This window comes from Azospirillum formosense (assembly GCF_040500525.1).
Lineage (GTDB): Bacteria > Pseudomonadota > Alphaproteobacteria > Azospirillales > Azospirillaceae > Azospirillum > Azospirillum formosense_A.
In genome coordinates this window covers 491,588-508,993 of record NZ_CP159404.1, presented here as the reverse complement: position 1 = coordinate 508,993, position 17,406 = coordinate 491,588, and the positions used below count along the sequence as shown (strand labels likewise).

Annotated in this window: 13 protein-coding genes; 1 reads left to right on the top strand and 12 read right to left on the bottom strand. The window is 68.0% G+C overall.

The window, feature by feature from the left end; genetic code table 11:
* Positions 1 to 34 precede the first annotated feature (34 nt).
* Positions 35 to 1,108 carry a tripartite tricarboxylate transporter substrate-binding protein gene (locus ABVN73_RS22960; RefSeq protein WP_353860909.1) on the bottom strand — a complete coding sequence of 358 codons (1,074 nt, stop codon included), beginning with the start codon at positions 1,106 to 1,108 and terminating at the stop codon, positions 35 to 37.
* Between the two features lie 500 nt (positions 1,109 to 1,608).
* Here ABVN73_RS22960 and ABVN73_RS22955 point away from each other — a divergent pair, with 500 nt between their 5' ends.
* On the top strand, positions 1,609 to 3,321 hold the full coding sequence (locus tag ABVN73_RS22955) for a carbohydrate-binding domain-containing protein (protein WP_353860908.1): 1,713 nt from the start codon (positions 1,609 to 1,611) through the stop codon (positions 3,319 to 3,321).
* Between the two features lie 102 nt (positions 3,322 to 3,423).
* Here ABVN73_RS22955 and ABVN73_RS22950 read toward each other — a convergent pair whose 3' ends face one another.
* The 11 genes from ABVN73_RS22950 to ABVN73_RS22900 form a co-directional block, all read right to left on the bottom strand.
* The gene (locus tag ABVN73_RS22950; RefSeq protein ID WP_353860907.1) at positions 3,424 to 3,894 is read right to left on the bottom strand and encodes a hypothetical protein; all 471 of its coding nucleotides are present in this window, start codon (positions 3,892 to 3,894) and stop codon (positions 3,424 to 3,426) included.
* Between the two features lie 254 nt (positions 3,895 to 4,148).
* Positions 4,149 to 4,919 (bottom strand): hypothetical protein, encoded by a 771-nt coding sequence (locus ABVN73_RS22945; RefSeq protein ID WP_353860906.1) that lies wholly within the window; start codon positions 4,917 to 4,919, stop codon positions 4,149 to 4,151.
* 99 nt (positions 4,920 to 5,018) lie between these two features.
* Entirely contained in the window at positions 5,019 to 6,206 is a 1,188-nt protein-coding gene (locus tag ABVN73_RS22940) for a polysaccharide pyruvyl transferase family protein (RefSeq protein WP_353860905.1), read from the bottom strand.
* Between the two features lie 63 nt (positions 6,207 to 6,269).
* Positions 6,270 to 7,295 (bottom strand): hypothetical protein, encoded by a 1,026-nt coding sequence (locus ABVN73_RS22935; protein WP_353860904.1) that lies wholly within the window; start codon positions 7,293 to 7,295, stop codon positions 6,270 to 6,272.
* A gap of 263 nt (positions 7,296 to 7,558) precedes the next feature.
* Positions 7,559 to 8,872 (bottom strand): glycosyltransferase family 4 protein, encoded by a 1,314-nt coding sequence (locus ABVN73_RS22930; RefSeq protein WP_353860903.1) that lies wholly within the window; start codon positions 8,870 to 8,872, stop codon positions 7,559 to 7,561.
* A gap of 41 nt (positions 8,873 to 8,913) precedes the next feature.
* A complete protein-coding gene (locus tag ABVN73_RS22925; RefSeq protein WP_353860902.1) occupies positions 8,914 to 11,076 on the bottom strand; it encodes a hypothetical protein in 2,163 nt (720 codons plus the stop codon).
* Positions 11,073 to 12,374 carry a glycosyltransferase family 4 protein gene (locus ABVN73_RS22920; RefSeq protein ID WP_353860901.1) on the bottom strand — a complete coding sequence of 434 codons (1,302 nt, stop codon included), beginning with the start codon at positions 12,372 to 12,374 and terminating at the stop codon, positions 11,073 to 11,075. Before ABVN73_RS22920 ends, ABVN73_RS22925 begins: the two co-directional genes overlap by 4 nt.
* Positions 12,371 to 13,198, bottom strand: coding sequence for a methyltransferase domain-containing protein (locus ABVN73_RS22915; protein WP_353860900.1), 828 nt, complete (start codon positions 13,196 to 13,198; stop codon positions 12,371 to 12,373). The genes ABVN73_RS22920 and ABVN73_RS22915 overlap by 4 nt, the downstream gene beginning before the upstream one ends.
* Before the next feature lie 4 nt (positions 13,199 to 13,202).
* A complete protein-coding gene (locus tag ABVN73_RS22910; RefSeq protein ID WP_353860899.1) occupies positions 13,203 to 15,554 on the bottom strand; it encodes a glycosyltransferase in 2,352 nt (783 codons plus the stop codon).
* 73 nt (positions 15,555 to 15,627) lie between these two features.
* The gene (locus tag ABVN73_RS22905; RefSeq protein WP_353860898.1) at positions 15,628 to 16,449 is read right to left on the bottom strand and encodes a calcium-binding protein; all 822 of its coding nucleotides are present in this window, start codon (positions 16,447 to 16,449) and stop codon (positions 15,628 to 15,630) included.
* A 734-nt stretch (positions 16,450 to 17,183) separates the two neighbouring features.
* Positions 17,184 to 17,399 carry a hypothetical protein gene (locus ABVN73_RS22900; RefSeq protein WP_353860897.1) on the bottom strand — a complete coding sequence of 72 codons (216 nt, stop codon included), beginning with the start codon at positions 17,397 to 17,399 and terminating at the stop codon, positions 17,184 to 17,186.
* Between the last annotated feature and the right edge of the window lie 7 nt (positions 17,400 to 17,406).

The following is a 17,406-nucleotide window of genomic DNA, read 5'->3' as shown; positions in this document are numbered from 1 at the left end:
GATGCCCCGGGGGCCGCGCGTTGGACGAGGGAGGCTATTGCTTGGTGAAGCCCGCCTTGTCCATCAGGGTCTTGTGCTGGGTTTCCGCCGCGGTCAGCCAGGACTTGAAGTCGTCGCCGGTCTTGAAGCTGACGTTGAAGGCCCCCTTGGCCATGAAGTCCTTCCATTCCTCCGTCTCGCGGACCTTCTTGAAGAGGTCCACGTAATAGGCGATCTGGTCCGGCGTGACTCCCGGCCCCATGAAGATGCCGCGCAGCATGGTGTATTCCACGTCCAGACCGGATTCCTTGCAGGTCGGGATGCTGTTCCACGACTTGCCGTCGGCCACCGGCTCCTTCAGCGGGATGCGCTCCTTGTCGAAGACGCAGAGGGGCCGCAGCGCCCCGGCCCGCCATTGCGACACCGCCTCGATCGGGTTGTTGACGCTGGCGTTGATGTGGTTGCCGACGAGCTGGGCCGCGACGTCGCCGCCGCCCTTGTAGGGGACGTAGGTGAAGGTGACCCCCGCCGACTGCTCGATGGCGGCGGTGATGATCTGGTCCTCCTGCTTGGAGCCGGTGCCGCCCATCTTGAAGCGGTTGGCCCCGCCCTCCTTGGCGGCCTCGACGAACTCCTTGGGCGATTTCTGCGGGGCCTCGCTGTTCACCCACAGGACGAAGTTGTCCAGCGCCAGCATCGCCACCGGAGTCATGTCCTTCCAGGAGAAGGGAACGCCGGTCGCCAGGGGCGTGGTGAACAGGTTGGACAGGGTGATGATGATCTTGTGCGGGTTGCGGCTCGACGATTTGACGTCGAGGAAGCCTTCCGCACCGGCTCCGCCCGACTTGTTGATGACGACGATGGGCTGGCCCATCAGGTTGTTCTTCTGAATGATGCCCTGGATCATCCGCGCCATCTGGTCGGCGCCGCCACCGGTTCCCGCCGGGACGACGAATTCGACCGATTTGGTCGGCTCCCAGGCGGCCTGGGCCGCGTTGGGGATCAGCAGAAGGCCGAGCGCGCCGGCCAGGGCCGTTCCGCCGGCAAGCGTTCTTCTTGGCGTGTTTTTAAAAGCGAAGGAGTCAAAAGGGGTCTTCCGCGCGCAGCGCGGGCGCTGTACGTCCTTCATGCCTCATTCCTTCCCTTTTGGGTGGCCGGGCTTCCGTCGGCACGGCTCATCATTTTTCGATTGTCTGGCGAGACGGATTGTTTGATATACAAACTGTCCGTGTGGCGTATGGTATGTGGCATCCCAGCTTTCTTCAACAGGAATGTCACAAGACGGCCGGACCCAATCCTTGGATGCAGCGCAGAAATCCATCGGAAATTGGTGGCTAAATTCTTGTAGTTCGGAGAGATTCCAAGAATTTACCAGAAGTATTAATCCGTTCGTGCTAGCGCTTAAATTCAGGGAACTACTCCTTTCGTTAGGGGATTTCCTGTGACGGATTTGGCGCACTTCAAAATCTAATTATCCTAAAATCGAACCATTTAAGGCCACACGGGGCTGGCTAGGCTCCGGTCCTGTCGAAAACGATTGAGCGCACAGCAAGCGGGACGGCGCGATCCGCGCACATTCCCGCCCACCGCCACAAACGTGGCGCTGTAAAAAGGAAAGAGTGAAAGACCATGGAACATATGGCCATTGAGCTTGATCATCAGAACCACGCCGACACGACCGGTTTTGTCGGTGATTCTGCTGCCGATCCGTTCCAGGCTGTTGTCGACGGCATCACCCCGGTGACCACCGACAGCGCCGCGACGCCGGACTCAATTCTCCATCTCCAGGCACTCCAGACCACCGCGCAGCCTCTTGCGCTGGCCGACGCCACGGCCGCTGCCGCCTCCACCGCCAAGATCGTCGTGAACGCCTCCGGCACCGCCGCGGGCGGTGTGTCGCCCCATTTCAAGCTGCTGGTGGACGGCGCCGTCGTCGGCGAAGGCACCGCGGGCGGCGACGCCAAGGACTTCTCCTTCGACGCCAACGTGACCGCCGATCAGGCGCACAAGATTCAGATCCAGTACGACAACGACGGCGCCGTCGATGGGCAGGACCGCAACCTGACGGTCAACGCCATCTCCATCAACGGCCACAAGGTCGCCCCGACCGACCCGTCGGTCACCTATGACAAGGGCGCGCTGGACGGCAAGGACGTCGTCCCGGGTCAGGCCAACATGTGGTGGAACGGCACGCTGGCCGTCGCCGCTCCCAAGGAGTTCTTCGCGACGACCGCCGCGGCGGCGCCGGCCGCCCCCATGGCGCCGACCTCCGGCACGTCGGACTACCCGTCCACCCCGGCCTCGCAGATCTATTACGTCGATGCGACCAACGGCAGCGACAGCAATTCCGGCCATGATGCCAACCAGGCCTGGAAGTCGCTCGACAAGGTGAACTCCACCAACTTCGCCCCCGGCTCGCTGGTCCTGTTCGAGCGTGGCGAGACCTGGCACGACAGCCTGCTGGCCTCCACCTCCGGCACCTCCGACAAGCCGATCATCTACGGCGCCTACGGCACCGGCGCCAACCCGGTGATCGAGGCGGCCAGCGGCTCCAGCTACGCCGTCAGCCTGAACAACAAGGACAACATCACCTTCGACAGCCTGACCATGAAGGGTTCGGGCGACGCCGGCCTGCTGCTGAACGGCGGCGCCGACAACGTGAAGGTCACCAACTCGCAGATCGTCGACAACCACGGCTCGGGCGTCGTCATCAGCGGCACCTCCCACGGGCTGCGGATCGACGGGTCCACGATCGACGGCAACGGCGCCTACGGCATCGTGCATTATTCCGCCGACAACGCCGACCAGTACTTCACCAACAACACGATCAGCGACAACGGCTGGCGGACCGACGGTGTCTATTCGGGCTGGAACGGCCGCATCCTGAGCGGCGAGATCGCCGGCAACACGATCTTCAACAACGGCGCCGGCGGCGGCGACGGCCGGTCGCACGGGCTCTACCACGACCACAGCCAGGCCAACAGCACGCTGAAGATCCACGACAACACGATCTACGACAACCCGCGCGGCGCCGGCATCCTCGCCAAGTCGAGCACCGAGATCTACGACAACACCATCTACGGCAACGCCAACGTCGGCATCTCGGTCGGCCAGAACCAGGGCACCAGCGTCACCTACAAGATCTACGGCAACGAGATCTTCAACAACAACGGCGGCATCATGGAGCACCTGAAGGGCGCCGGGTCGATCACGCTCGACGTGCACGACAACATCTTCAACAACAACAACGGCCGTTCCGCGGTGTCGATCGCCGACAGCATCAGCCAGAACGTCGCCAACAACACCATCTCGTCGGCCTCGAAGGCGAGCCCGACCGCCTAAGGTCGGCATCTCTCCTCACATTTTCGGCGACGACCGCGCCCGGCCAGCTTCTGGCCGGGCGTCGGTGCGTTCGGACGCCGCCGCTCTCAGCAGTGGCCGCTCTCACCAGTGCAGGAAGATGCCGACGTCGCCCGGCATGCCGCCGGGATAGTTCAGAATCTCGGCGCGCAGCTTGTAGCCGAGGGGGCGCAGATACCGGTCGTAGTTGTCGTAGATCTCCCGCGCGAAGCCGGTGAGGCTGTCCGGCCAGTCGGGCTCGAAATTGTTGATCGCCCGGCCGCCGTCGCTGCAGTAGCCGCTGGGAAAGCGCACGATCTCGATCTCGGTTTCCCCGCGTTCCGCCGCCGCGCGCACGGCGCGGGTGAAGCGCTCCTTGGCGTCGGGGCGGACATGCTGGTGCATGAAGGCCTCGTGGATCGCGCTTTGCTCTTCCTGCTTTTTCCTTTCAAGCTCCTGCGCCTCCTTCCGCCGCGCCATCTCCTGCTCTTCGGTGATGGCGTGGAGTTCCCTGGGCGTGATGAGGCCGCCGCCATGCGGGGAGTTCGGAGGGGTGGAGGGACCGTCTGCGGGCATGTCGCATGTCTCCCGGTTAAGGCCTTCGGCCTTGTCGGTTCGGAATGCGGTTCGTTTCAAGAACGTCCTGAACGCCGCATCGCGGCCCGCAGGATCCCGGCGGGACGCGCGTCATGCAGGGTGGCACGCGGAACGGCGGCGCGTCCACCACCGGCGCACGGCAAAGCCGCCGCCGGGCTCGGCGGCGGCTGAAGCGCCTGGAAACGATGAGACGGAGGCCCGGTGTCTGAGCCGGGAGGGCGGCGAAAGTACCCTTACCCGAAGATCGCCAGCCCGATCACCGTCGCGGCGAAGGCGCCCACGGCCGAGGCCAGGGCGGCGATGATGGTCGGGGCGTGCGACTTGGACGACTTCACCTTCAGCGCGTCGTCGAAGCCGCGCAGCGTCGTGTCCATGCGGACGAGGAAGACCTCAAGCCCGGCCACCCGCTCCTCAAGGCCGTGGAGCGCGTCCGACAGGGCGGCCTGCTGCGCCGCGGCGGCGCTGGCTCCGGCCTGGCCGGCGGCGACGCGGTCCTGCGTCTCGCGCAGCAGCCGGGCGATGCCCTGCTGGCCGGCGGCGATCTGCTGGTGGTCGCGGCGGGCGGCATCCAGACCGGCGGCGATGCGCACCAGATGCGGGGCGAGCGTGCGCTCCAGCAGCTTCTCCTCGGCGCTCGGCTGGGCGAAGGTGGCGATGGTGCCGGTGCTGGGCGCGGCGACCACGGCGACGACGCGCGTGGGGTCGAGCCCGGCCGGAATCGCGAGGTCGGCTTCGAAGGCGTGATGGCCGTCACCGAAATTGCCGCCCACCAAATCCTCGCGCGGGCGGTCGGCCAGCGCGCGTCCCAGGACCACGCTGCGGCCATCCGGCATCTCGGCGCGGAACTCCACCGTCAGGCGGTCGGCGGGGTAGGAGCGGTCCCAGGCCCAGCCGTAGATCCGTCCGGCCTGGACGGCGTCCACCCGGCCTTCGATGACGGACGCCGCAGGTTCCGCCGCGACGGGGGTGGAGGACAGGGTGTCGGGCGTGGCGACGTCGGGCATGGCGGGCACTCGCGAGTAAGCGGAGGAAGGAACGGGAACGGGGCGCCGGCCCCGGAGAACGCTCTCCGGAGCCGGCGCCCCTTGATGCGGCAACCGCCGTCAGGCCGCCTTGCGCTGCGGAGACTTGCGCGCGGTCGGGCTGGGCATGCGGTGCGGGATGTAGTTCTCGTCCAGGAACTCCCGCATGTCGCGGTAGCGCTGGTAGAAGGTGCGGTTGAACTTCTCGAACAGGCCCTGGTCCCAATACTCTTCGAGGACGAAGGGCTTGTCGGAATAGACGTCGTAGCAGGGGATCGCGAAGGTCTCCGCGAACTCCGCCGTGCGGCTGTCGTAGCTGAAATAGACCGACGGCGTGCCGTTCGACAGCGCCATCAGGTTGCCGTGCAGGCGGTAGCCCAGCACGAGGTCCTTCGAGCGCACGATGCTCTCATAGTCGGCGACGACGTCCGAGTACCACAGGCGCGAGCGGTACAGCTCGTCCAGCTCCTCGTCGAAGTACCAGTTCTTCAGCCAGTTATTGTTGTGCAGCTCGTCCCAGGCCTCGGCCTTCTGCTCGTCGGTGCCCCAGAGCAGCTTCTTCTCCTCGACCTCGCCCTGCATCATCAGGACGGTGTCGAAGCGGCGGCTCATGTCCTTGACGAAGTCGCGGTGGCGGGTGAGGTAGGTCTTCACGTCCGGCGAATAATGGCTGGACACCTCGCGGCGCATGGTGATGCCGACGTTGCGCACGCTGTCCAGCGACGGCAAGTCGATGCGCAGCTCCGGATCGCGGTTGCGGAAGGCGGTCGGGCAGCCGACGATGCGGACGTTCTTGATGCCGAGGTCCCACAGCACTTCGGCGGTGTAGGTGCCGCGCACGCCCAGCGTCGTCGATTTGTCGGCGAACATCTGCCAGATGCGCTTGCTCTCGTCCGACAGCTTCAGCTTGCCGGTGGCCGGGGCCTGGGCGCCGACGCCGAAGGCGATGACCGGGATGCGCAGCTTGGACAGAACCTGCTCGGTGCCTTCCGGCCAGGTCATGTGGTCGTGGATGTAGTTCGACCCGCGCAGGAACACGTAATCGTATTCGGCGTTGGCCCGGTCCACCACCTCCTGCTTGAACTCGCGGATCTCCACGACGTCGAGGCGGTCGAAGGTCAGCAGCTTCAGCGAGGAATCGTAGACGAAGGCGTCGCCGATGTTGTGGTAATGATTGATGCTACGCTGAATGTTCTGGTAGCTATACCACCGCACGCAGTCATGATCATAGACTTCGCCGGAGGGAATCATGACTAGGATGTTAGCCAATTTAATTCTCCTGGGGTCGGGGTGGTGGAAGGTTGCGAGGTTCGGGTTTTTTCTTGATGAAATTTAGCCGCTTTGGGACGGCTCAACCCGGATCATTATTCGGACCAGATCGCGATCCCTGGTCGGCTTGCAGTTCTTCTGGGCAAGCCGGGTCAGGTAGAGCCAGGCGTTTCCATCCGTGTCCTCGAAATTCCGGCTTCTGGCGTCCGGATCGAGAATGGCCGGGTAGTAGAAGGTCTCGTCCACGGCGCACGTCTTGTCGGTGAGCAGCGGCGCGGCCCAGGCGAGGCGGGGGGATGACCAGCCGATCAGGTCGGCGGAGGTCGACACCCACACGCCGGACACCGGCTCCGCCCCTTTCCGTTCCGCCCGCCGCCCGGCCATCACCGCGACGTAGAGACCGCTCGGCGTGTGGCGGACGAGGCTGGTGACGGTGAAGGGCAGGCGGTCGGGCGGCAGCGGCGCGCAGACCGACGCTTCGGGATCGGCCTCGCCCTCGCTGTAGGGATCGCGGAAGCGGACGGTGAAATCCCGCCCGTCCCACGCCCGCCACGACGCCGGATCCGCGAGGTCGCGGGTGCGCATCAGGCAGACGCCGCGCTTCTGCGCGCCGATGCCCTCCGCGAAGGTCATGGCGTAGTACCAGCCGTCGCGCTCGACGATGTTGCTCGGCGCGAACAGCCCGGCCCGCTTCCCCAGATCGCCGCGGAAGCGGTAGGGCACCCCGGCGACGTAGCGCGCCGGCCCGAAGCTCTGCCCGCCGTCGTGCGAGACGGTGAGGGTCAGCGCGTTCCACCAGCAGGCCATGTAGTCGCCCGTCGGGCAGAGGTCGCGGCGCTTGTGGCCGTGATATTCGTTGTGGACCAGCCCGTAGACGGTGATGCCGTCCAGCGTGTAGGGCGAGGTCAGCCAACCCATGTCGTCGAAGCGCGCCGGGTCGTCGCGCTTGGCCGACTGGAAGACGATGCGGCAGGCGTGGTGCAGCTCGTTCAGCGACGGGCCGCTCAAGGTGCGCGCGCGGGTGTGCGCGGCGAGCAGCCGGACGCTGCCGTCCGCCGCCTTCCAGGCGCGCGCCGGGGCGTCCGGCACGTCCCAGTCCTCGCAGGCCTGGGTGCGGTGGTCGTAGACGGTCTCCAGCGCGGCGCCCGTGGGGACGCTGACGCGGAGGTCCGCGGCGTGCGAGGGGGGGGCGAGGAGGAGGGTGGCGAGGAGAGCCAGGGTGCATTGCCCCCTCCCTAACCCTCCCCCGCCTTTGGCGGTGGAGGGAACTGCCGCAGCTCTGCTCCGGCTCCCTCTCCCGCGCAGCGGGGGAGGGTTTGGGAGGGGGCCGCTGTCCTGCACGCGCTTTCCCATCACGGCTTCTGCGCCACCGCCCGCTCGGGCATCGACACCGCGCCACCACCCGCGTTCGCGATCAGCGCGTCGAAAACGTCGGCGTGGCGGCGGGCGCATTCCGCGCGGTCGATGGGGCGGCGGATGCGCATGCGCAGGCGGTCCCACAGGTCCGGCGTGATCAGCGCCTCGGTCAGGCGGTCCACCAGATCCTCGACGCTGGCGTTGCGGAAATGCAGGCCGTCCACGCCGTGGGTGACCTTCTCGCCCATGCCGCCGATGTTGCTGGAGATGATCGGACGGCCGTGCAGGAAGGCCTCCTGGATCACCACCGGCGAGTTTTCCCACCAGATGGAGGGCATCACCACCCAGTCCACGTCCTTCATCAGGCCGGGCAGCTCGGCGGAGCGGTAGCTGCCGTAGAAGCGCACACGGTCGCCGGCGCGCTCCACCGCCTCGTTGAACTTCTTCTGGTAGGCCTCGGGCTGGCGCTCCAGGTTGCCGCCGAAGATCATCAGCGCGCCGTCCTCGCCCCAGGCCTTCTCGGAAACGCGGCCGATCGCCTCGACCAGCACATGGGCGCCCTTGAATTCGGTGAGCTGGCCGAAGAAGGCGAAGCGGTTGCGCTTGCCGCCGCGGGCCAGCGGACGGGGCGGGGCGATGCCCTCGACCGTCAGGCCGTTCTCGATCATCCGGAACTTCTCGCGGGGCAGGCCCCAATCCACGTAGCGGTCGATCAGGAAGTTCGACGGGCTGACGTAAAAGTCCGCCTGCTCCAGGAATGTCTTCAGGAACAACTCGCGCTTGAAGAACTGCGCCTCGCCGATGTGCGGGAAGCAGCCGGCGCAGTCGGCCGGACTGGCGCGGTAGCACAGCGTGTTGCGGCTGGTCTTCACCATCTGGCCGTGGTGATGGCAGATGGACAGATACTCGTGGAAGGTCACCACGATCGGCACGCGCGGAAGCGCCTGCCGGATCGCCTGGATCGTCTCGATGCCCAGGCCCAGGAAGTGGTGGAAGTTCACCACGTCCGGCTGGAGGTCGCGGACGTAGCGGACGAAGTCCTTCTCCAGCCCCGGCAGGTTGCGGTTCGACAGCCGGAAATGGTCGTAATCGTTGGCGTAGTAGAGGACCTCCCGCTCCTTCTGGCGCAGCGCCATCAGGGCGGAACTGCCGTGCGGCGTGACCGGCGGGGAGGTGCGGGCCAGGTAATGGCTCTCCCAGCCCGGCAGGTCGTGCAGCCCCTGGTGCAGGTTGTAGGAGGCCACCTCCGCGCCGCCCAGCGAGAAGGCGGGATGGCCGTGGCTGATGATCAGGACGCGTTTGTTGCTCATGGTCGGGCCGATCTCGAATAGGGCTTGCGGGACGTGCGGGCTCAGGCGGCGGCGCGGGCGGACCAGATGTCCTCGAAGCTCCAGCGGTCCACCATGGCGCCGGCGCGGCGCCAGCGGTCGGCGTGCGCGTCGCGCGGCTGCTCGTCCAGCGCCACCAGCGTGACGCGGGGCAGCCAGACGCAGGCCCCGCCCAGCGCGCGCAGGCGCAGGCAGAGGTCCAGCCCCTTGTGGTCGGCCCCCATGTAGGAGCCCATGGTCGCCAGCGCCCGGACCAGGGCGTCCTTGGGCAGCAGCGCGCATTCCGGGGCGGCGGCGTCCACCGTCGCCGCGTCCTGCTCCTTCAGCCAGTCGCGCGGATAGCCGGCGAACCGCCGTTCGAAGGTCTTGGCGCCGTCCGAATCCTCCACCGCCATGATGCCGGCGAAGCGGATCGAATGGTCCTCGTAGAGCAGCGTCGGGCTGACCATCACCGGCCCGCCGGACTTGCGCGACACCCGCTCCAGAGCCGAAAGCCAGCCCTTCTCGGTCGGCAGGACGGAGGGGGAGAGCGTCAGCACCCGCTCGGCGCGGGCGTGGGGCAGGGCGGCGGCCATCGCCTCGAAGGCGTCGGTGGCGTCGGGCGCGGCCACGAAGGTGACGGCCATGCGGTAGAAGGCGGCGGCCTGACGGACCGCCCCGCCCAGCCGCTCGTGCGTGCCGGCGGCGGCGACCACCAGCAGTTCGGTCTCGGCAAAGTCCGGGTCGATGGCGAGGCGGGCGATGTTGAGGTCCACATCCTCGCGACCGTCGGTCACCGGCAGGATCACCGAAACGCGCGGCGCCTTCACCGGGCGGCCCATCGGGTGCACGCCCGCCGACGGCGCGGCGCCGGAACGGGCGCGGGCGGTGCGCAGCATCGGCCCGACATGGCGGGCGATCAGCGTGTCGATGGACGGGCTGTCGAGATTGACCAGCGACAGCATGCGGCGCAGCGCCTCCGGCGCCGGAGGCAGGCAGCTCAGCGGCAGGAAGGCGAAGCGGTCGTCGGCCAGTTCCAGTTCCAGATGGAACTCGGCCTCTGGGGGCAGGCCCGACGGCTCGGCGGCGAAGGCGGTGAAGCCGTGCTGGTCCTGACCGGGAATCATGCGACCGGCGAACAGGCCGTCATGCTGGAAAGCCTCCGTCACGTCGCGGCGGGCGAGCCGCGACCAGCCCTCGTCCAGCCGGACGGCGACGCCCGGCCCCTTCAGCGTGACGGCGCGGACCTGCCGCGTCGGGTCGAGCAGCCAGCCGGCGACGAACAGCCCGGCCCCCGGCACGCGCAGCGCCATGTCCAGCCCGGTGCGCACCGGGATGTCGAGCCGCGACACCGTTTCCGCCCCGTCGTAGCGCGAGGCGGCGATGCGCGTCATCCGCTGGCGCGTCTCGGCGTCCTGGATGTTGCCCAGCATGTCGCGCACATGGGCGGAGGCGACGCCGTCGGGCAGGATGGTGCGGTGCTCGAAAATCTCCAGATGGCGCCAGCCCTCGGCGGCGCGGTAGTGGATGCGGCGGATGGCGGTGGGAAGCGGGGTCCGGTCGGTCAGCACCGCCATCACGCCCGACGCCTCCGGCGGCAGGTCCGGCCGGGCGAAGGCCCCGGCGGTGGCGCGGTAGGCGGCGGTCTCCTCCGCCTCGATCAGGATCTTCTGGGCGCCGTTGCGGAAGCTGCGCGCCCAGCCCTGGAGCATCAGGCTGCCATCGCGGAAGCGGCCGAACACCTCGGCGAAGCCGTCCGGTTGCGACACCTCCTGGGCGAGGCCCGAGAGCAGGCGGCCGACGCGGTCGGAGTCGCTCTCCGAAGAGGCGGCGAGTTGGATCGCGAAATCCAGCGCCACGGCCAGCGCGCCGGGCTGGAAGCCCTTCAGCGCCGAGACGAGGTGCGACGGGTTGGTGCGGACGTTGGACAGGCGCGGCAGGACGAGGCGTTCCCCCTTCTCGTCCGCCAACTCGACGCGCGACGGGCGCATCTGGGCCAGCCCCGGCACGCGGATGCCGCCGAGGAACCAGCGCTCGCCCTCCGCGTCGGCCCAGGAGCGCCCGGCGTAGCGGCCCTCCACCGACCCGTCGAGATGCACGGCGCCCTGGGCGGGCAGCGCCCGGTCGATGGCGCCGAACAGGACGAGCGTGTCGTCGTCAAGAAGTATGGCCGCCGTGATGTCGGCCTTGGTGATCGGTTCCTTCATCCCGCGATGCTCCCCGCAATCGAGCCCTGCGCATGCGATCCCCCCGGACCGTTCATTATGTCGTCATAGAGAATGACGTGTTTTTCGGCGGACTCTCCGGTCGTCGGGACCGCCGGCATGTTGGAGACGAGCCGGTCCCAAAGCCCCGGCTCGGTCATCGCGCGCGTCATCACGCGCGCCAGATCCGCGGCGTCCCCCGCCCGGAAATGCAGCCCGTCCACCCCGTCGGTCACCGATTCCGCCATGCCGCCGATGCCGCTGCAGATGACCGGACGGCGGTGCTGGAAGGCTTCGCGGATGACCAGCGGGGCGTTCTCCCACCAGATCGACGGCATCACGACCCAGTCGGCGGCGGCCATCAGTTCGGGCATCTCCTCGCGCCGGTAGGGACCGTGGCGGACGGCGGTGCCGCGGGCGTTCTTGAAGCCCTGTTCGACCTTGTCCTTGAAGGCGTCGGTCTGGAACGGCGCGCCGCCATGGACGGCCAGCGTCAGGTCCTGCCCCTGCTTCTCCAGCCGGGCGGCGGCGTCCAGCGCGACGGTGATCCCCTTGAAGGGATTCAGGTTGCCGAAATAGGCGAAGGCGTTGCGCGGCGCGCCCGCGGGCAGCGGCCGGTGCGGCGCCGGACGGACCGCCGGGCGCCCGTTCTCCATGACGGAGATGCTGTCCGGGTCGATGCCCCAGGCGATGTAGCGGTCGCGCAGGAAGGCGCTGGGCGCCAGGAAATGGTCGACCAGCCCGAACATCGCCTTGATGTGCTTCTCGCGCAGCACGAACTGGTCGGCCGGCCGGTCGGGAAAGCAGCGGTGGCAGGCGTCGGGCGAGGCCATGCGGCACAGCGCGTGGCTTCCCGTGGTCACCATCTGTCCGTCGTTGGCGCAGATCGGGTAGTAGTCGTGCAGCGTGTAGACGATGCGCGCCCGCGGGCAGACGCGGCGGATCAGGAACAGCATCTCCACGCCCAGCAGCAGCGTGTGGTGGATGTGCACGATGTCCGGCTGGAAGGCGCGCAGCAGGTTCGACAGGTCCGGCACGATGCCGTGCAGGTCGATCTGGCTCTGGAAGAAATGGTCGAAATGCCCGGCCCACAGCACCACCTCGTCGGCGCTGCGGCCCAGCGTCTGGAGGTTGGTGCCGGGCTTGCGGTCACGGTGGACTCCGTTGGTGCAGGCGAGGAACAGCGCCTCGGCCCCCTTGGCCTTCAGGCTGCCGAACAGCTCGTGCGCGAAGATTTCCGTGCCGCCGGGATGCAGGCTGGGATGGTTGTGGGCGACGACGAGGACGCGGGGCAGGCTCATCGCGCGCCCTCCTTCTCCAGGACCAGGATATCCTGGAAATTCTCGGCGTTGCGCTGCCCGCTCCAGTGGCCGCGCAGGACCGGGCGCGCCGGGCGCAGCCCCTGTTCCGCGAAGGTGCCGAGCAGGAAGGATTCGTCGTAGGCGACGGCGGCGTTCGGGTTGGCCTCGTCGGCGATGAACTCAGGTCCGGCAGCCTCGAGGAAGGCCGGGCGGGCGGTCTTCTTGGCGATGCCGTCCCGCGCGCGGGCGTCCACCAGGAACAGGCTGAGGAAGCAGCGCCCGCCCGGCTTCAGCACGCGGGCGATCTCCGCGGCGTAGCGCACCGTCTCCGCCGTCCGCAGGTGGGTGATGACCGAGGTCAGGATGACGAAGTCGTGCCCGCCGTCGGGGAAGGGCAGGCGGGTCCGCGCCGCGTCCTCCGCCCCGCCGGGGTTGTAGAGCGCGTTCGCCACGTCGAGCGTGCGGAAGCGGAACTCCGGATAGGCCGGGGTGATCGTCTCCGCGCACCAGCGGATGCCGTCCTCGACGATGTCGACGCCGTCGTAGCTGGAGTCCAGATACTGGGTCAGCGGCACGGCCATGCGCCCGATGCCGCAGCCGATCTCCAGCACGCGGTGCTTCGGCTTCAGCCCGCCGACGCGCACGAAGTGGCGCAGGAACTCCGCCCCGATGGCCCGGAAGTCGCCGTCGCCGATGAACACGCGGTCCGGCGGCGGCACGGGCAGGAAGCGGTTGCGGGCGATCTGCGCGCACAGCCATTCCAGCCGCGGGTCGGTGTTGCGGCGCAGGACGGCGAGGCGGCGCCCGGTGAGGATCTCGTTCATGGGGTCAGCTCCGGTTCCGGTTCGCGCGCCCGAACAGGCGGGATTTTCCGGGAACGGCAACGGGAAGGGCGGTGTCCGTGGGAGCGCCCGCCGACAGCGGGCGCATCAGGCTGTCCTCCAGCGCGGGCGGTGGCGGCGCCTCGTTCCAGTCGCGCGCGGCCAGCTCCTCCATCATCGCGGACCAGCGGCGGGCGTGGAGCCAGCCGTTGTATTCGGAGGCGACGCCGCGGGTGTAGCCCTGGTGCCGGCTGATGGAGCGTCGCTCCAGATGGTACAGCTCCACCGACGGGACGTAGCGGATGTCGAGCCCCGCCTTGCGGACGCGCAGGCAGAGGTCGGAATCCTCGTAGTCGCCGATGACGTAGTCCTCGCAGAATCCGCCCACCGCGTCGAAGGTCTCGCGGGTCATCATCAGGCAGGCGCCGGTCACGCCGGGCACGCTGCGCTCCCGCCGGGCGGGCAGGAAGTCGCGCGGCAAACCCTTGAAGAAGTGATGGTTGTACCAGCGCCCGCGGACGTCGCGGTCGAAGTAGAGGCCGGCGTGCTGCAGGCTGTCGTCGTCGAACAGCAGCTTCGGCCCGACCGCCCCGGTGCCGGGGGCGCGTTCCAGCGCGGCGAGCAGGACGGGCAGCCAGCCGGGCTGGTCGGGGATCACGTCGGAATTCAGGAACAGCAGCGTGCGCCCGGTGGAGGCCGCGACGCCGGCGTTGTTGGCCGCCGAATAGCCGTAATTGGCCGGCTGCACCAGCACCCGCATCGGCAGGCCGTAGAGCGCGTGGAAGCCGTGCAGCATGTGCACCAGCTCGTCGCGCTGTTCCGGGCTGTCGAGCACGAAGATCAGCTCCGCCCCGGCCATGCCGGGATCGGTGGCGAAGCTGGAGAGTTGGAAGCGCAGGAACTCCAGCGCCTTGTAGAGCGGGATGACGACCGAGACGGCGGGCGTCTCCGGACCGCGCCCGAAGGTGACGGTTTCCGGCTCGCCGCGGCTCACCATGTGGGCGGCGTGGAGTGGTGCCACAGCCGGGGCGATCACGGTTTCCAAAACCAGCGGCGTCGCGTGCTGCGGCGGCAGGCTGCCCAGAACCGCGGCGCGGGCGTCGGCGGGCGACAGCGGGCGCAGCGGCGGCACCAGCCGGATCGACCCGCCGGAGCCGAGGCGAAGCTCCGCATGGACCTGGAGCGCCGCGGCGGGCTCGGGCGCGCCGGGCAGGTAGGCGACGAAGCCGCTGCGGTCGGTGGACGGCGCGGTGCCGAACAGCTTCGCCACGTCCTCGCGCGGGAAACGATGCTCAAGCACCTCCAGCCGGCGCTCGCCGCCGAAGGGCGTGTGCACGGTGAGGCCGCCGGACAGGCCGTGCGGGTCGTGCACCCAGCCGGCCAGGAACAGCCCGCCGTCGCCGGTCGGCACGGCGAGGTCGAGGGCGGCGCCGATCGAGCGCTTGGCGTCGGCGACCTGCCGCTTGGGCAGCGGGGCGAGCACCTGAAGCTCGCGCACCGCCGCCGCCGCCGTGGCGTCCGACCGACCGCGCCGGGCGAGCGCGTTCAGAATGTACTGGCGCAGCTCCAGCGGCGTGTCGCGGCGGGTGGACAGCCGCTCGGTCAGGCTCGGCAGGTTGGGCGCCACGGCCGAGAAGGCACGGCAGGCCAGCCCGTTGCGGCCGAGAACCACCAACAGGTTGCCCGGCGCGCACAGCGCCTTGTCAACCAGCAGCGACATGGCCGCGCGGCCGCGCCGGTCCAGCGCGGAGCCGACGCAGACATCGAAGGGGGAGGGGCCGACGGCGCCCGCCGTGATGATGACGGCCCCCGTCACCTCGCCGAAGCCCGACGAGAGCGACCCACCGCAGAGCAGAAGCTCGTCGGTCGCCAGGGCGCGGGCGACGAGCGGTGAGGGGGTGGGCGACAGCTCCAGCACCATGCGGCGGCAGACCGCGGCGAAGCCGGCGTCGCTGCGTAGAGCCGGGGTGGAGCGCGCGAAATCGAAGAGGAAACGGACGACGCGCAGCCGCGAGGGCGCGTCGAGACTGCCCAGCAGGAAGGCGGGGTCGGGATCGGGGACCTGCGGTTCGGCCAGGACCTCCGCGACGACGCGGTTCTGGGCCACGAAACGGACGGGCGCGCCGGAGGTCCGGGGCGCCCGCAGGATCGACAGCACCCGCTGCCCACCCCAGCTCGTCCGCACGGACAAGGTGGTGTAGGGAGGCCGGACCTCCTCGCCGTCGAGGGTGGGAACGACGCGGCCGGAGGGCTCCGGTCCGTCGCTCTCCCACGAGGCGAGCACGAAGTCGTCGCCGAGCGCATGGAGCTGGGCGGACGCGATGGAGGCGGAGGCCGGCAGGACGGCGAGCACGGTCATGCGTTCCTTAGCCGGACCCATCGGCGGCGTGCGGAAAGCACGCCGCCGGTCCGGTCGCTGGGTGGGTTACGGCTTAGTGAATGACGAAGAAGTCGTTCGGATTGTTGTGAACTTCGTCGGCCGAAACGCCCTTCAGCATGATGCTGTCGCCGTTGCCGAGATCGATCACGGCGTTGCCGCCCATGTCGGTGACGCGGGCCGCCAGATCGGAGGCGTCGTTGATCTCCAGACCGTTGATGTTGCGCTCGATCTGGAGGACGTCCTCGCCGGCGCGGAAGTCGAGAACCACGTCCTGGCCGCCACCGCCGGAGAAGACGAAGATGTCGTTGCCGGCGCCGCCGATCAGGATGTCGTTGCCCGCACCGCCTTCCAGGATGTCGTTGCCGTCACCGCCGGACAGGTAGTCGTCGCCCTCGCCACCCTTCAGGATGTCGTCGCCGGTGCCGCCCATCAGGATGTCGTTGCCCGCACCGCCATCCAGGTAATCGTTGTGGCCGCCGCCCATCAGGACGTCGTCGCCGTTGCCGCCCCGCAGGATGTCGGCGCCGTCGCCGCCGTTCAGGACATCGTCGCCGTTCCCGCCGTCGAGGATGTCGTTGCCGCGGCCGCCGATCAGCACGTCGTCGCCGTTGCCGCCCGATAGGTAATCGTCGCCGTCTCCGCCTTCCAGCGTGTCGTTGCCGTTGCCGCCGTCCAGGACGTCGGCCCCGCTGCCGCCGCTCAGCAGATCGTCGCCGTTCCCGCCGAACAGGGCGTCGCGCCCGTCACCGCCCAGGATCGTGTCGGCGCCGTTGCCACCCATCAGGATGTCGTCACCGTTGCCGCCGTCGATGAAGTCGTTGCCGTTGGTGCCGGTGATGATGTCGTCATAGTTGCCGCCAGGAAGGGTGGCCATGAATCATACTCCTTAACGATGGGATTCGGTGGGGTGGGGGATTTCCTACCCCGAAATGGCGAGGTACCCCTTAGCCTTTACCCAAATACCGTTCGGAGAGGCTGTGACAAACGTAAGGTCAAACCCAGGCAAATCTTGAGTTCAAAGAGTCAAAACACAATAATCATCAACGTTCATTACGTCATTCCTGTCACCTTGGCTTCAAAGCCCTTCGAAAATCTAAACATCTAATTTTGGACGTGGTGCTTGATGATGGTTTTTGAGCCATCAGTTCAGGGCGAAGACTAATGGTTAATGGAAGGTTTTGAAATGTTGGCTCATAATACTTTCAAAGTCGCCAGGGGGCGGGTTTTGTCGAATTTCGTCGAAATGCCCTGAAATGACCCACTGGTCCTATGCGTTTGGCTTAGGATTATGTCGTTGATCATTGCTCTTTGGTGGCGCCGCGCGATGCTGCGGCGCATTCAAAACCACCGCCTTTTAAAAACCGGGAGCGGAACACCGGCGCCTTTAAAAACCGGAATTTGAAAGCGGCGGCTGCGCCGTATGGCCCGGCTGGTGTGGTTGGCCGCCGGACAGCACGCTTCCGGATCGATCGGCCGGGCGTTTCCTCGGGCCCAGCCCGCTCCGGCGGCCCGCCGCTGCCGGGCCGAAGGCCGCCGGAGGGCCGCCACCGATGCCCCCGGAGGGGCGAAAATTTTTGTCTTGCGCCGCTGTCTTGCGTCTGGGCGGGGTCAGACTTTTCCCGCTTCCGCGGCGTCCAGGGCGATCCGCGCCAACTGCATCAGCTTGTCGTCGACCGCCGCTTGATCATAGCCGGGGCTGTCGGCCAGCGAATCGCGCAGGCGCATGGCGATGAACTCGCCGGTGTGGTGCTTGTCGTAAAGATGGACGTCGCCGATGGCGTCGGCGACGCGCTTCAGGGTGTTCCGGTCCCACTGTGTGGTCATGCTCGCA

What these genes read in the sequence shown, in the direction of transcription:
- ABVN73_RS22900 (WP_353860897.1), bottom strand. Translation starts at nt 17,399, where the DNA reads ATGACCACACAGTGGGACCGGAACACCCTGAAGCGCGTCGCCGACGCC.
- ABVN73_RS22960 (WP_353860909.1), bottom strand. Translation starts at nt 1,108, where the DNA reads ATGAAGGACGTACAGCGCCCGCGCTGCGCGCGGAAGACCCCTTTTGAC.
- ABVN73_RS22950 (WP_353860907.1), bottom strand. Translation starts at nt 3,894, where the DNA reads ATGCCCGCAGACGGTCCCTCCACCCCTCCGAACTCCCCGCATGGCGGC.
- ABVN73_RS22910 (WP_353860899.1), bottom strand. Translation starts at nt 15,554, where the DNA reads ATGACCGTGCTCGCCGTCCTGCCGGCCTCCGCCTCCATCGCGTCCGCC.
- ABVN73_RS22955 (WP_353860908.1), top strand. Translation starts at nt 1,609, where the DNA reads ATGGAACATATGGCCATTGAGCTTGATCATCAGAACCACGCCGACACG.
- ABVN73_RS22905 (WP_353860898.1), bottom strand. Translation starts at nt 16,449, where the DNA reads ATGGCCACCCTTCCTGGCGGCAACTATGACGACATCATCACCGGCACC.
- ABVN73_RS22945 (WP_353860906.1), bottom strand. Translation starts at nt 4,919, where the DNA reads ATGCCCGACGTCGCCACGCCCGACACCCTGTCCTCCACCCCCGTCGCG.
- ABVN73_RS22925 (WP_353860902.1), bottom strand. Translation starts at nt 11,076, where the DNA reads ATGAAGGAACCGATCACCAAGGCCGACATCACGGCGGCCATACTTCTT.
- ABVN73_RS22930 (WP_353860903.1), bottom strand. Translation starts at nt 8,872, where the DNA reads ATGAGCAACAAACGCGTCCTGATCATCAGCCACGGCCATCCCGCCTTC.
- ABVN73_RS22920 (WP_353860901.1), bottom strand. Translation starts at nt 12,374, where the DNA reads ATGAGCCTGCCCCGCGTCCTCGTCGTCGCCCACAACCATCCCAGCCTG.
- ABVN73_RS22915 (WP_353860900.1), bottom strand. Translation starts at nt 13,198, where the DNA reads ATGAACGAGATCCTCACCGGGCGCCGCCTCGCCGTCCTGCGCCGCAAC.